Raw genomic sequence first — 13,898 nt, 5'->3', positions numbered from 1 at the left:
TCTCCACAAGGCTTGCTTGCTTCACTCGGCTCATCATTTCAGCCTGCCTTCCAGCCCATGGGCGAGCCGTGTCAGAGGGAAGAGAACTGCGAGATAAAGCACTGCAATCAGGGTGTAGGTTTCAAGCGGCCGATAGGTAGCCGAAGTAACAAGCTGGCCCTGATAAAGAAGATCAGGCACAGCAAGCACCGACAAAAGCGATGTGTTCTTCAGCTGAAGCACGGACTGGTTGACCAGCGGCGGTACCATGCGGCGAAGTGCTTGCGGCAAGATGATCTTGCCCATGAGCTGGCCGCGGCGCATACCGATTGCACGCCCTGCATCCCATTGGCCCGCATCAATGGAAACAATGCCACCACGAATAATTTCCGCATAAAATGCAGCACCATAAAAGGTAAGCGTGATGAAAGCCGCCATGGCAGGTGAAATTTCAAAACCAATCAACATTGGAAGGGCGTAGTAGCACCAGACCAACTGCACAAGCACCGGCGTACAGCGAAATACCTCAACAACCGTCATAATGGGTACAGTGATGATTTTGTTGCCGGAAAGCCTGCCAAGAGCAAAGACTGTTCCAACGAATATGCCCGAGAGGACGGTTATAATTGTAAAGCCGACTGTATAGGCCAGGCCCTGGAGGAATAATCCCCAATACTGCCAAAGCCCGGAAAAGTCCCATTGATAGTCCATTAATTCACTCTTTCTGACATCCCAGCGAACGCACGGGAAGACGTTGAGCTGAACAGCCAATGCCCCAGCGACAGGACATCGAACACCGGTAAGCCACATGCTTTTGCGACTGATTGTGCAAATGGCGGCATGTTTGTGCACTCGAGAACAACGGCACCAAGATCAGGTTCGCGCAACTTCAGCTCTTGTGCGGCCTTTGTAATTTCAGTTTCGAGAGCCGAGCGATCATAAGTTCCGCTACCTTCAATCAACTCGCGAAAAGCACCACCGCCTGGCATGCCAATTCTTGGCGTGCCGATGCTGGCACCACAAGCGGCGAAGATTGCATCGTCAAGGCTCGCTTCATCATAGGTGATTACTCCCACCGTGCGCCGCGGGCCAACCAATGTGCTGACCATCGGCAACTGAAGCAGGCTGGAGGTCGCAATTGGCACCAACAGTTTTTCGCTTAAAGTGCTCTGGTGACGTGCCATGAAGCCGCAAGAGGTAACGAGCGCCTTGCATCCTTCAGCAACCAGAGCCTCTCCAGCAATGACAAAATATTCGATCAACCCCGCACCACCCTGACGAATGATCTTGTCGGGCGATGCTCCGCTTACCTTCTTGTACCTTACCGGCATCTCCCATGAAGCCGGGTTGCCGACATCTCCGGGCGGACGCGGAAAGCCGGTGTCAAGCATGATGACACCGAGTGATCCTTGCTGATGCTGCATGATGGTTGACGCGTCAGAACTTCAAAGTAGGCGGCAAGTCTGATGGCTGCACGCCGACTAGCGAAAGGCTGCTGACGATCCATTCATTGACCTTGCCCTCTTCACGACGCTTTTTAAGCCAGACATCGACGTAGTCGCGGAATTCGCCATTTGCATCCTTGCGCACGCCGATTGTGGTGGGCTGGCTATCTTGCGGCTCAGGAACGAAGACCTTGTATTTGCTGCCAAGCTTGTGCGTGGTAACAACCGACATAAGCGCAACCTGCACGATTGCGTCAGCTCGGCCCGACTGCAGCGCTATGATCGTTTCATCTGCACCTTTGAGCGCAACGAGTGTGCAATTCGGTAATGTCTTGCGCGCGAAGAGATCCTGTGTTGATCCAAGATCAACCGTTACACGGATTTCCGGTTTGTTCAGCTCTTCCCAGTTCTTGATCTCACGATCCTTGCTCGTGATGATGGTGAAGACGTTATCCATCATCGCTTCGGTGAAATCGACAGCCTTGGCACGCTCAGGATTGTTGCTCAATGCGAACATGATGTCGATCTTGCCGCCCTGAAGGTCCATGACGGAATTACCCCAGGTGGTTTCGACCATTTCCAGCGGCACGCCGATATATTCCGCAAGGTCTTTACCCATGGAAACGCAAAAGCCTGCCCATTCTCCCGTCGCAAGGTCCTTTTGATAATATGGAGCGGTGCCATTAAACACGCCGATGCGCAACGCACCACGATCCTTGATGGCTTTCAGCGTAGCACCGCCGTCAACAGCCCAGGAAAGTCCAGGCGCAAGCATGACCGCTGTGCCACCCAAAAGCGTTGTCTGGATAAACTCGCGTCTATTCATTGTTGTTTCCCTCTTTTTGAACCGAGCATTACTGCGCGCTGGAATGCGCCAGGCTGCTTTCTCTATTGAATTTATTGGAAAGTACCACCGAGTAGCTGACGTTTTCGATCCCTTCGATCTGCGCCAGCTCTTCAATCAAAGCCTCCAGATCCTCAAGAAAACCGACATGAACCCGGCATAATATGTTCGCGGGTCCGCTGATGGCATCAGCAGTCAAGATTTCCGGATAAGCGCGCAATGTTGCAAACAGACGCTGAACAATGCGCTGCGAGGCGGTGATGAACAGATAGGCGGAAATGCTGTTGTCGTTCTTTGTACGACGGACGATGGCGCGATAGCCCAATATAACGCCGCGTCGCTCAAGGCGACCGATGCGTTCCTGAACGCTCGACCGGGCAAGGCCTACCCGCCGTGCCAGCTCGCTTGCTGGCAGGCGCGCGTTTTCTTCCAGGATACTGACCAGATTTCGGTCGATACTATCACCGTAGTCCATCGTGTTCCCTTATGTTTATTTTTCAATGAGAATGCGGCGCTTTCTCATCAAATAAAAGCATTGAAAATTGGATTATGCATGACTTAAAATCATGATTAAATCTGAAGGAAACCCGATGCGCCGCTTTCTTCCCTCGCTTTCAGCACTCCATGCGTTTGATGCTTCCGTGCGTTATCTGAGCTTCACACGTGCATCCGAAAATCTCGGCATGACGCAAAGCGGTGTTAGCCGCCAGATTCAGAATCTTGAATCTTTTCTTGGGCTTAAACTGTTTGAGCGTGCGGGTCCGCGTCTGGTTCTGACAGAAGAAGGGCAGAGCTATTACGATGAAGTCTCGCGCATTCTTGCAAAGCTCGAAGAAGTGTCGATGGATGCGGTACGCGGCTATAAAACGCAAAGCCTGCTCAAGATCGGGCTGCCGCCAACACTGATGCGGAAATGGGCGCCGGGCATAATCAGCACCGTCGCCAGAACACATCCGCAAATATGGTTTGAAGTGTTTCCCTGCTCCCATGATCTTGACTGGAGCAAGTCTGATCTCGATCTGGCAGTACTGCGTGGCATCGGCAATTGGGCCAATGTCCGAAGCCATCTGCTTTTCCCGGAAGAACTTGTGGTGATAGGTTCACCGGATGTTGTACCCGAAAAAGGCCTGGCCGGAGATGTCGAGTTGCTCGATTTTCCGCTGATTCAGAATTCGAACAGGCCAAGCCTTTGGCTGCACTGGCTGCGCGGTGCGGGTATCCATTACAACAAGCGTATTTTTGGTCCGCGTCTACCGACGCATGACGTTATTATCGAGTGTGCCGTGGCAGGTATGGGGCTCGCCATCGCGCCCAGAATTTTCGTACTGGAGGAGTTGCGCTCAGGAAAACTCAAGCTTGCACTTGATCGCGTGCAAACATCGGGAGAAAGCTATTTTCTCTGTGCAGCGCAGGCGCGTCAGGGATCGAAAAATGTGCGCCTGTTCCGCGATGGGTTTATTGCAGAAGCAAAACGCCACAGACATTCTCTGTCTGCGGCGTCGCAGGTTCAGGCGTAAGAACGCTCAACAGGCTTGAGATTGAGCGGGTCTTCGCCGCGTTTTAAAAGCCACGAATAGACCGGCGGCACACGGTCGGCAATCGATTCAACATGGACATCGATAAAGCAGGGCCCGTCTTTCCAAGCAAACGCTTCCGCCATCGCAGCGTCGAGCTGATGAGCCGTCTTGGCAGTCCAGGCTTTCAGTCCATAAGCTTCAGCAATTGCCTGTCCTTTTGGCGCAAGAAAGTCCACGCCGAAACATTGATTGTGCCCTTTGAGACGGTGCAGACCTTTGATCCAGCCGAAAGTCCCATTGTTGAAAAGAACAAGAATTGCAGGAACTTGCAGTCGGACCAATGTTTCAAGCTCTCCAACTGTCATGCCGAATGAACCATCTCCGAACAATCCAATCGGTCGCTTGTTGGGGTCGGCGCGCCACGCACCGACGGTCGCAGGTAGAGCTGAACCCAAGCCCCCGAAAGCGCGGGGAATGGCGAAGCGGGTTTCGCTATCGTTGATCTTGAGAAAACGGGTCATATAGGGTGTCGGCGTACCAGCATCTGAATAAATCAGTGCCGGTTTTCCCGACTGACGCAGTGCTTCGTTAAACGAACGCACGGCACGTTCCGGGCGCAAGGGAACACGCTCATCGCTGAGAGCTTCTTCGGCATGTTCCCAGAATTCGCGGCGATGCGCATTCAACTCCTCAATCCAGCCTTCACGTTTCTCAGGCTCAATTGCCAGCTCGATCTGCAACAATTCATCCAGAACCAGCAACGCATCGCCTTGAATGGAGAGCAGGTTTTCATAGTTATTGGCCATGATTTCGGGCGAGATATCAATCTGCGCGAGGCGTCTGTTGAGTGTGATCTTCGGGAAGGTCCAGCCGATTGTAACCACAGAACCGATGCGGGAGCCGACAAACAATGTGAAATCAGAATGTTCCAGCGCCCAATTTGCATGAGGATGATAACCGTTGTCCCCGATCACACCAATGGCCAGACGATGATCGTCATCTATCGCGCCCTGCCCTGTCATCGTCGTGCACATGGGAATGCCGTAACGTTCGGCAAGCTGGGTGATGAGTCCACCGGCATGGGCGCGGTTGACGCCACCGCCTGCTACAATCAATGGACGCTCGGCCTTGGCAATCAGCTCCAGCAACTCATGAAGTTTTTGCCTGGGCGGAAGCGTTGGGAAAGCCGGGAAGGTTTTGCACTCTTCTTCGACATGCAGCGATATCCGTGACGGATCGACTTCGGCAAGCAACATATCCTCGGGTATCTGGAGATGCACCGCACCCGGTTTGCCAGAGCAGGCAACGCGAAACGCGCGACGAATGATTTCGGGCAGCTTTTCGGCTGATTTTACCTGTACGGAAAGTTTCGTCACTGGCTCAAAGAGTTTGGCACAATCAAGCTCGGTCAAAACACCTCGCCCTTCGCCCGGCAGCGGAATGTCGATAGTCAGCAAGATGACAGGGATGGACGAGCCGTTTGATTCAGCAACGGGTGGCAGCGAATACATGGCGCCTGCGCCCGACGGACATTCAAAAATCCCCGGCTTATTGGAAAAGCGACCATAAGCATCGGCCATATAACCAGCCGAGCGTTCGTCGCGGGCCATGACATGGCGGATTTCACCTTCTCGCTGCTGCAGTGCTTCATAGAATGGCACATTGGTATCGCCCGGCACCCCGAAAATCGTCTCAACGCCGTAGCCAATCAGCATTTGTACCAAAATATCCGCGCCGCGCATTCTCTACTCCTTCAGAATCTGATGCGAGCAGAATAGGGGTGATCTGTTTCGGTCTGGACCGGCGGATCGGCGGGCAGACTGTATCAACACCGACGAAATGCAGGTGTAAAGCGGCGTAGTCACATTAAAAAAACCAGCTCCAATGGGAGCTGGCTAAGCTTGTAGGTTAAATTCCAGCACCGCGTAAAAGATGTAGACGCGACTTACGCTTCTTCGGCTGCTCCGGCTCCTGGAACCGCAACGAACGGGCCAATGCGCTCAGCAAATCCGTCTGTGAAATAAGTCCCTGGACAACATTATCCTGATCGGTGACGATGACAGCATGGGAACGGCCATCTGTCAGCAACGGCACCAGCTTTACGACCGGCTCGTCCTTTTGTGCCGTTATCGCTTCAATCATCAGCTCGCCGACCTCGGCAGCCAAGTTGTTCAGCTCCCGAAGCCCGACAGTGCCGAGCAGCGTTCCTTGTTCACCAATGACGGGCAGAGTGCGGATATTGTGCTCCAGCAGCAAGTGCCGTGCCTCATCCGGGCTATCATGTTCTTTAATGCTGATAACATCGCGCGACATGATATCTTTCGCAACCACTATCCCGTGCGTGCGAATGAGTGCCTGTAGCTCCACCTGCCTAAGCAATCGATCAAGATCCCCCGGATCGATATCAAAAGTCTCATCCACTTCTTTCAACGCCGTGGCGATATCGTCAGACGTAAAGCCGACCCGCAACGGAGCAGGAAGGTCACTGGTCTTATGTATATTGGCAGGCGCTGCCGCTGGCACATGCGGGTATTTTCGCCCAGCCAATTTATGGAAAGCAATGCCAAGAGCAACCAGCAATACGGAATTCAAACCGACCGGTATAAAAGCAAAGTGATAACCGATATCGGTAACGCTTGATCCGCCAATAATAGCTGTCAGGGCTGCCGCACCGCCGGGCGGGTGCAGGCAACGCGAAACCGACATGGCTGCAATAGCAAGAGCAACGCCGAGACCAATGGCAATCAACGGATTGCCGACGAAGCGCGCGACCGTTATCCCAACAAGAGCAGAGATCACGTTGCCACCGATGATCGACCATGGTTGCGCCAAGGGGCTTGCAGGGACAGCAAATATCAGCACGGCCGACGCGCCAATCGGTGCAACGATCAGCGGAAGCTCGATGCTCCTGCCCATTACGAGTCCGGTTATCAGCCCTGTCAGGCATATACCGATTAATGCGCCCAGACTGCCGATAAGGCGATCTCGAAGATTGGCACCCGCCAATATGGGCACAAAAAGCCGAAAACCGTTGAACATCATCGGTTCCTGTTTCTAACTGCAAGCTGTAGGATCAGTTTCACCAATATCACCAAAAAGGCTCTGGCAAAGATTGAGTTGTCTTAATCGCTCTGACTTTGGTTGTTTCGCATTCCGGGACGTAAACGGCAGTTCACGCTTTCGCTCGAAATGCTTAGCTGAAGTTGGGTGTGGTGTCGCGTAGGCTTATATCAACTTGTCTTTGATTACGAGGACGCATTTTCGTGATCAGCACAAACCTTGGGTCAATCATCCTGAGTAACAGGAGAACGGCATATCCTGCTCCGTGGTTTGTCTATGACTCCAGGCGTTAAATTGCAGGAAAACAAAGAGATAGCTTCAGTTCCTCCTCTTCGCTAAAAGCAGGCTTGCTCACTTGTAAGTATCAAGGACGACTCGCATGAAATCCAGCATCATCACCTCTCAAGGCCGAGTAGCAGATCGCACATCCGGCGCCATTCCCGGCGCTTTAGCGGTCGCGAATGCTTTGGCAGCGCGCTACCACCTTTCCGTCAAAACCGTGGGCACGCCTGAAGCTGCTGTTTCTGATGACTGGAGTGAAGCATTGCCGCAGGCTCATGACACACTCAAAGGCCTTGCTGCTGCGGTTGCTGATGAACTGAATGCGGGTCGGCGACCGCTTTTGGCTACTAATACCTGCTCGGCAAGCCTTGCAACCATTCCGCAAGCAGCCAGCCTGATTGATGGACTGACCGTTCTTTGGGTCGATGCCCATGGCGATTTCAACACGCCCGACACAACAGGCTCAGGTTATATGGGCGGCATGGCGCTAGCTGGTATCTGCGGCCTTTGGGATAGCGGACATGGCGGCAATGTCGCCCCTGAAAATGTCGTCATTTTCGGCGCCCGCGACATTGACCCAGAAGAAATGGAAACGCTCGAACGCAAGGGCGTTACGATTATCAAGCCAGAAGCTGCCAATGCAAAAACGCTGCTGGCAGCCATCGGCACCGGCCCTGTCTGGGTGCATATCGATTGGGACGTGATGGAACCGGGCTTAATTCCAGCCGCCTATGCAATCGATTCCGGATTGCTTGCGCCACAATTGCGCGATGCACTGGCCGCAATTCCTGGGTCGCAAATCGCCGCTATCGAGCTTGCAGAATTTGAGCTGCCTGAAGACAAGCAGGCTAGGGAGCGTGCTCTTGAATTGATCCTCGACATCACTACACCGCTTTATAAAAGTATTGGCGCTTGATGTAGATATCTAGTGGATTTTTCGAATTTGACGTTTGAAACAGCATAAGTGTCAGCCGGGATTCAAACGTCAAATTCAATCCACTAGAGCGTGTCGCACATTTTTACGCTTGTCGTTATCGGAAAACCGACATCCACTTTTCCGCAACGTGCTTTAAGCCGGAGCTGATCTCAAAGCGGCTCCGGTTAAAAATGAATCGTTGGAACCACTATAACTGTTTGCTTTTACGCACTATCCGACGCATCACATCAGAAGAGGAAATCACTCCAGCGAGCTGATTTCCCTGCGGGGGCGCTTCGCACTTTTGCTGGGAATGCTATAATTCAGCTTTGGTCTCTCTAGGCGAGATCAAAAAATCGATGCAACACGTGCCGGCTTTGATGATGACGACATGCTCGTCACGACGATCATCCTGTTTACTTCACCGCGTTTGAATGCACGCAGGAAGCGGGCATAATCCTTAAACACCACACAACCGTTTGAATCCCCTGCCCGGCGCAGCATGTATGTGTGCGCCAACAGCCCGTCGCGGTTGTACGGATTGCGACCATCGGCTGGGAGCAGACGCACTGCTTCGACCCCGTGGAATAAGCTTTCACGCATCTGAAGCTTATAAGTGCTCGGTGGTGTAGCGCCGCGCATCTTCTGGTCAACATAACGCGGATTGTCGCGCATGTGGCCCATGCCCGAATGCGCTTCCAGTTTTTCGCCACTTGGCAGATAAACCGTAGCAGCAGAGATATCATAGATTGCTGTCTTGTTGTGTGCGGCCTGACCAAACAGTCGCCCAAAAAGGCCTCGCTGAATGTTCTCTGTTTGCCCATTTGGAGGCGCATAAGCGAGTTGCGTCTTTTCCTGCTTTTGTGGCTTCGTAACAGTTGGCCTGTCGATTACAGGCTTCTGGCCGGGAAACGGCACATCATCAGGCAGAAAGCTATCTGTATCATCTTCAATGGGCGCACGCGCGATCTGAGCATCGGGTGCCACCATCGGAACAGGGATAGTGTCACCGGATGGCAAAGCTGCTATTGCGCTCGTGCTAAAGTCTTGAGCTGCAGTTTGCGCAGCACTTGTCGCTGAGGCGACAACTGCTGACGACACCACATCCTGAGCGGGCGCAGGGGGTGCAACGCGCTCCGCACGCGGCTCAATTACGGCAGCCATTGCCACAGGCTCATCTTCAATAACGGCTTCCGGACCCACATCGGCAATGATGGGAGCATCTTCAGCAACCTTGTTGCGCCGCCAATCAAGATTGGAATATGGCGCATCAGCGGTATAGGCTTGAATAAACCGTTGGCGGATGACATGCCCCATGCCGATTTTTTGATCGACAACAGCCAATTGATGTGGGGTTGCGGCGGGAAGACGTCGCATTGCGGGTGCCAAAGGCACAAAAGCAGGCAGAACAGCTTCCACAGTGCTCAGGGTCGTCAACAGGCAACTTCCGGCCAGAAGACCTGCGCCCAGCAGAGCTGCGACACGTAAAATTCCTTTAAAGACAAAAGGGTTGGGAATATTAATTCCGCGTGGCAATGCAAAATCATACGTGTCTGTGACGAACGCCATACTACTCGTCCTGAATAATAACTGGTTTTCTCGCTGTCGCTTTGCATGAAAGTTCGGCAGAAAAGCGAAGCAAACATGGCGAAAGTGCTAACTTGAAAGTCGCACTAAGCATGAAGAATTATGGTAACTAAATTCTTTACGATCACCCGTCTTCAGAAAAGAAAGTATGGCTGTGGCAGCTGAAAGGCTCACTATGCCGTGAGCAGATAGTCGAAATCGCCTGCAGATTTGAACTCGACACCTTCCGCCGCAACACGATTACGACCGCGCCGTTTTACCCTTAGAAGAGCAAGATCTGCGCGCGCTGCGGCATCCCAGACCGTTTCGTGATCCCTTATGATCGCAAGACCAAAACTGCTGGTTACGCTTCGTCCGTTCGGCAGCATCGAAAAACCATAACGAGCGACGTGGCTGCACAGGCGATTGGCGAATATCACGCATTGCTCGGCACCACCCTTCACAATCAAAACAAATTCCTCACCTCCAACATGACCGACAATGGCTCCTTTTTCCGATGCCGAACGCAGGAGCGATGAAAATTCAACAAGCACTTGGTCACCGATGGAATGACCAAATTCATCATTGATCGCTTTGAAATGATCAATATCAGCAATGATAACGGCAAGCCTGTGCTTCTCAGCGGCCATAAGGCTTCGCTTCGCAGCTCGCTCCAGACCTCGACGATTAAGAGCCCCGGTGAGAGGGTCTGAATCCCGCTCGGCTTGCAGTTCGTTAATCACATCCGCAGTTGCAACTACCAAAATAGCCAGACCCAGCAACACGCCTATGAAAGAGACCGAGATTGTAACCAGTGTCCAATATTGGGAACTTATCAGCTGTTCTGTCGTGCTAATTCCACTAAGCATTCTGACGGTCAGAATGCTTCTAAGGAAGAAATGCGCGGCAAGGATCGTGACAAAACCATGCAATGTGCGCTCGATCCATTTGCCTTGCATTAGCCCCCGCGACTGAAGACAAAGCGTGGCAATCATTGCGCCAAGCCCCAAATTGGATGCAACGGCCATATATTTATAATCCGCCCCCAATTGAGCCAGATAACCTATTACCGCCAGTGTTAGCACGCTAATCGATGCGCCCGCAAAAGGTGAAAACTGCTTGTCCAGCCGAAGCATGACGGCTTCACAGAAGAAAAGACCAGCCAAGAGATAAAGCGCTGTTGCTGTAAATACTGCCGCATTCAAACTCGGTAAGAGCTGTAAGACCTGCAGCAACAAACCAGCAGCAAAGGTTGCGAAACCAAGCCCGAAGAACAATATATGCCTGCGTCTGGTGTCTAGCATCCAAACACCAGACATTGTCGTCGCAAACAATATAATCAGGAGTGGCGGTAAAAATTTCACGAGCTATGATACCGTTTAATTAAAAATTTTATGGAACATCAAATTGCTTTTCTTTCAAACGACAATAAAGGATTCAAATCAAGAATAAATTCGATATAGAAATTTAAATATTATTTTCATTTACTACGTTATAATATAATTATTTTCTGATAAATAAATACAATCAATGCATTCCCAGCAAATGTTACCGTGTAAAGAATTTCGAAGGAACAACTTATCCCCAAATATCGATTTCAAAAAATTACTTAAATACGAGAGCAGCAAGCTGAAACACCAACATTACCTGTTACTAAATTTATTGAGGGCTTGGTCAGCAAGCTGCGAAATGCCATTTTATCGCTAGGCACAGCCCCAATGCGGAGAAAACATATGCGCCACCAGTTCGACCTCTTTGTCCCTTCTGCCGAAGGCGACTTTAAGCAGGCAGAACTGCGCCCTGCCCGCACCAAACTCGCAAAGGCGACCGGCCCTGACGAAGCGGAAATGGTTCAACGCCTGAAAGACAGCGGGCGCTATCGTATCTTGCAGCGGCTTGACCCATCGCCGACAGTACCCGATGCGGACACGGTTGCGTTTCCTCGGCTCGGGGTTGTGGTTGACACCGAAACGACGGGATTGAGTGCTGCGCAGGAAGAAATCATCGAGATTGGTGCTGTGGCTTTCCGCTATGCGGATGATGGCTCAATCGGTGATGTTTGTGCAACTTTTGGCGCTTTGCAAGAACCTTCAAAGCCAATTCCAGCCGATATTACGCGTATCACCGGCATTACCGATGAGATGGTCGCCGGGCAGATCATTCCGCGTGCGAAGCTTGAAGCGCTGATAGGTAATGCGGATCTCATCATTGCGCATAATGCAGGTTTTGATCGACCCTTTCTGGAACGTTTTTCACCAGTCTTTGGAAACAAGCCCTGGGCTTGTTCGGTCAAGGAGATTGACTGGACGGCACGCGGCTTTGAAGGCACCAAACTTGGTTATCTGATCGGCCAGAGCGGCTATTTCCATAATGGCCATCGTGCAGAAGACGACTGTCAGGCGTTGCTCGCCGTGCTGAAGGAACAATCCGGCAAGACGACACCATTTGCAGAATTGCTGAAGGCCAGCCAGAAATCGCGCCTGCGCATTTATGCAGAAAACAGCCCTTTTGAAATGAAGGACAAGCTGAAAGAACGCCGCTACCGCTGGTCTGATGGCAGCGACGGGCGCCCGAAATCCTGGTGGACGGAAATCGACGAAGATGAACTTGAAGCCGAACTCGAATATCTGCGCACAGAGATTTATCCTTGGCGTGATGCGGAGCCGCTGATTCAGAAACTCACTGCCGTCGATCGCTATAAAGAGCGAGCGCCATTCGGATCAAAATAAATAAAAGGCCGCATTAAGCGGCCTTTCATTTGAGACGCGTGTGATTTTGTCTATCGGTAGCCGAAAATGGTAGCGTTCGAGAACCGGAGCGGAATGTACTTAAGGTTCGTGAGCACCGAAAGCGCAGAACGACGCCATTTTCAGTCAGCCAGAGGCGAAATCTAGAGAACTGGCCAAGGGCGCTGCGTTGGTCGCATATCTTCATATGCTTGGGCGAGACGCAGCACGCCCAGATCATCAAAGCGTTGGCCAAAAATCTGCAAGCCAATAGGCAGCCCGTTGAACGTATAGCCACAATTGAGCGAGATTGCAGGCTGTTCCGACATATTCATCGCAACGGTAAACGCGATGTGCTCGAATGGACGCTGCGGATCATTGACCGGAGAAGCCCATTCCGCCGGATAGGTCGGCATTGGAGCAGTCGGGGAAATGATGAAATCGAAATCCTTCGACGCCGCAAGGGCTGCATGGCGCATCGCATCTATTTGGGAAAAGCCGGAATAGACTTCCTCGCCAGTCAAACCTTCAGCGGTTTCAGTCCATTGATAGATATAAGGCAAGATTTTCGCACGGTTTTCCGGCGTCATCTTAGAGACGTCGGCCCACGAGCGTGCGCGCCAAAAGCGATCAAGCCCATCGATCATGGCGCGATTGAGGAATGGAGCAACCGGCTCAATAATTGCGCCCGCTTCCGCGAACAGCTTCGCTGCCGCTTCCACAGCCGCGCGTGTTTCATCGCCCGTCGGCTCGCCAAAACCCGCATCGAGCCAAAGGCCGATTTTGAGACCTCTTACATTGATATCGAGGCTCATCCAGTCGATATCCTGATATGGCAGGCTCATTGCGTCACGGCGATCAGGACGCGAAAGCACCGACATATAAAGCGCGCTGTCTGCAACCGTACGCGTCATCGGACCGGCAACGCGACCAAGAAACGCCGGATCGATTGGAATACGCCCGAAAGAGGGCTTCAGACCAACCAGACCGCACCAGCCAGCAGGCAGGCGGATGGAGCCACCAATATCGGTACCGATATGCAGTGGCCCGTAACCAGCAGCACCAGCGCTGCCTGCACCAGCACTTGAACCGCCCGGATTGTTGTCCAAGTCCCACGGGTTGCGTGCCAGCTTATGGAAGCTCGAAAGCCCGGAGGACAACATACCGAGATCAGGCATGGTTGTTTTAGCCAAAAGCACGCCACCAGCCTCGCGGGTGCGGGCTGCGGGCGGCGCATCGACGGCTGCAGGATTGAGAGGCAGTGCTGCACAGCCGAGCGGAACAGCAGTACCTTGCGTGGCAATATTTTCCTTGATCGTCAGCGGCACACCGTCAATGGGGCCAGCAGGCTCACCCTTTGCCCAACGTTCTTCCGATGCCTTCGCAGATGCTCTCGCGTTTTCCGGATCATAAGCCCAAAGCGCATTGAGTTTCGGCTCATAGGCCTCGATGCGCTCAATTACAGCTTCCGTAACTTCGACCGGCGAAAGCGATTTCGCCTTATAGGCAGAAACAAGATCGACAGCTGACAAATCGGCAAGTGAAGACATGGCGTTCCCTTAT

General features: G+C 52.4%; 12 protein-coding genes. 3 read left to right on the top strand and 9 right to left on the bottom strand.

Annotation, left to right across the window (positions count from 1 at the left end; all coding sequences use genetic code 11):
• Nucleotides 1-33: 33 nt before the first annotated feature.
• The 4 genes from KMS41_14330 to KMS41_14315 are packed head-to-tail and all read right to left on the bottom strand — an operon-like array spanning nt 34 to nt 2,743.
• Nucleotides 34-690, bottom strand: a complete 657-nt coding sequence (locus KMS41_14330; GenBank protein QWK80082.1) for an amino acid ABC transporter permease — start codon at nt 688-690, stop codon at nt 34-36.
• The gene (locus KMS41_14325) at nt 690-1,403 is read right to left on the bottom strand and encodes an aspartate/glutamate racemase family protein (protein ID QWK80081.1); all 714 of its coding nucleotides are present in this window, start codon (nt 1,401-1,403) and stop codon (nt 690-692) included. Before KMS41_14325 ends, KMS41_14330 begins: the two co-directional genes overlap by 1 nt.
• A gap of 13 nt (nt 1,404-1,416) precedes the next feature.
• Complete coding sequence (locus KMS41_14320) at nt 1,417-2,250, bottom strand: transporter substrate-binding domain-containing protein (GenBank protein QWK80080.1); 834 nt, start codon at nt 2,248-2,250, stop codon at nt 1,417-1,419.
• A gap of 28 nt (nt 2,251-2,278) precedes the next feature.
• The gene (locus KMS41_14315) at nt 2,279-2,743 is read right to left on the bottom strand and encodes an Lrp/AsnC family transcriptional regulator (protein QWK80079.1); all 465 of its coding nucleotides are present in this window, start codon (nt 2,741-2,743) and stop codon (nt 2,279-2,281) included.
• 115 nt (nt 2,744-2,858) lie between these two features.
• Here KMS41_14315 and KMS41_14310 point away from each other — a divergent pair, with 115 nt between their 5' ends.
• Nucleotides 2,859-3,785, top strand: a complete 927-nt coding sequence (locus tag KMS41_14310; GenBank protein ID QWK80078.1) for a LysR family transcriptional regulator — start codon at nt 2,859-2,861, stop codon at nt 3,783-3,785.
• On the opposite strand, the gene KMS41_14305 is transcribed toward KMS41_14310, so the two are convergent.
• Together KMS41_14305 and KMS41_14300 are read right to left on the bottom strand one after the other, a co-directional pair.
• On the bottom strand, nt 3,776-5,527 hold the full coding sequence (locus KMS41_14305) for a thiamine pyrophosphate-binding protein (protein ID QWK80077.1): 1,752 nt from the start codon (nt 5,525-5,527) through the stop codon (nt 3,776-3,778). The genes KMS41_14310 and KMS41_14305 overlap by 10 nt on opposite strands.
• A gap of 166 nt (nt 5,528-5,693) precedes the next feature.
• A complete protein-coding gene (locus tag KMS41_14300; GenBank protein ID QWK80076.1) occupies nt 5,694-6,827 on the bottom strand; it encodes an HPP family protein in 1,134 nt (377 codons plus the stop codon).
• A 397-nt stretch (nt 6,828-7,224) separates the two neighbouring features.
• Between KMS41_14300 and KMS41_14295 the strand changes: the two genes are divergently transcribed.
• Nucleotides 7,225-8,043: an arginase family protein gene (locus KMS41_14295; GenBank protein ID QWK80075.1), complete on the top strand. Its 819-nt coding sequence runs from the start codon at nt 7,225-7,227 to the stop codon at nt 8,041-8,043.
• A gap of 348 nt (nt 8,044-8,391) precedes the next feature.
• Here KMS41_14295 and KMS41_14290 read toward each other — a convergent pair whose 3' ends face one another.
• Together KMS41_14290 and KMS41_14285 are read right to left on the bottom strand one after the other, a co-directional pair.
• The gene (locus tag KMS41_14290) at nt 8,392-9,612 is read right to left on the bottom strand and encodes a DUF2778 domain-containing protein (GenBank protein QWK80074.1); all 1,221 of its coding nucleotides are present in this window, start codon (nt 9,610-9,612) and stop codon (nt 8,392-8,394) included.
• A 191-nt stretch (nt 9,613-9,803) separates the two neighbouring features.
• Complete coding sequence (locus tag KMS41_14285; protein ID QWK80073.1) at nt 9,804-10,973, bottom strand: GGDEF domain-containing protein; 1,170 nt, start codon at nt 10,971-10,973, stop codon at nt 9,804-9,806.
• A 369-nt stretch (nt 10,974-11,342) separates the two neighbouring features.
• On the opposite strand from KMS41_14285, the gene KMS41_14280 reads away from it, so the two are divergent.
• Nucleotides 11,343-12,338: a 3'-5' exonuclease gene (locus tag KMS41_14280; GenBank protein ID QWK80072.1), complete on the top strand. Its 996-nt coding sequence runs from the start codon at nt 11,343-11,345 to the stop codon at nt 12,336-12,338.
• A 161-nt stretch (nt 12,339-12,499) separates the two neighbouring features.
• Here the strand turns inward: KMS41_14280 and KMS41_14275 are convergent, their stop codons facing one another.
• Nucleotides 12,500-13,885 carry an amidase gene (locus tag KMS41_14275; GenBank protein QWK80071.1) on the bottom strand — a complete coding sequence of 462 codons (1,386 nt, stop codon included), beginning with the start codon at nt 13,883-13,885 and terminating at the stop codon, nt 12,500-12,502.
• Nucleotides 13,886-13,898: the final 13 nt, after the last annotated feature.

Origin of the sequence: Ochrobactrum sp. BTU1 (assembly GCA_018798825.1) — a bacterium.
Lineage (GTDB): Bacteria > Pseudomonadota > Alphaproteobacteria > Rhizobiales > Rhizobiaceae > Brucella.
This window is presented reverse-complemented; position numbering and strand designations above follow the sequence as displayed.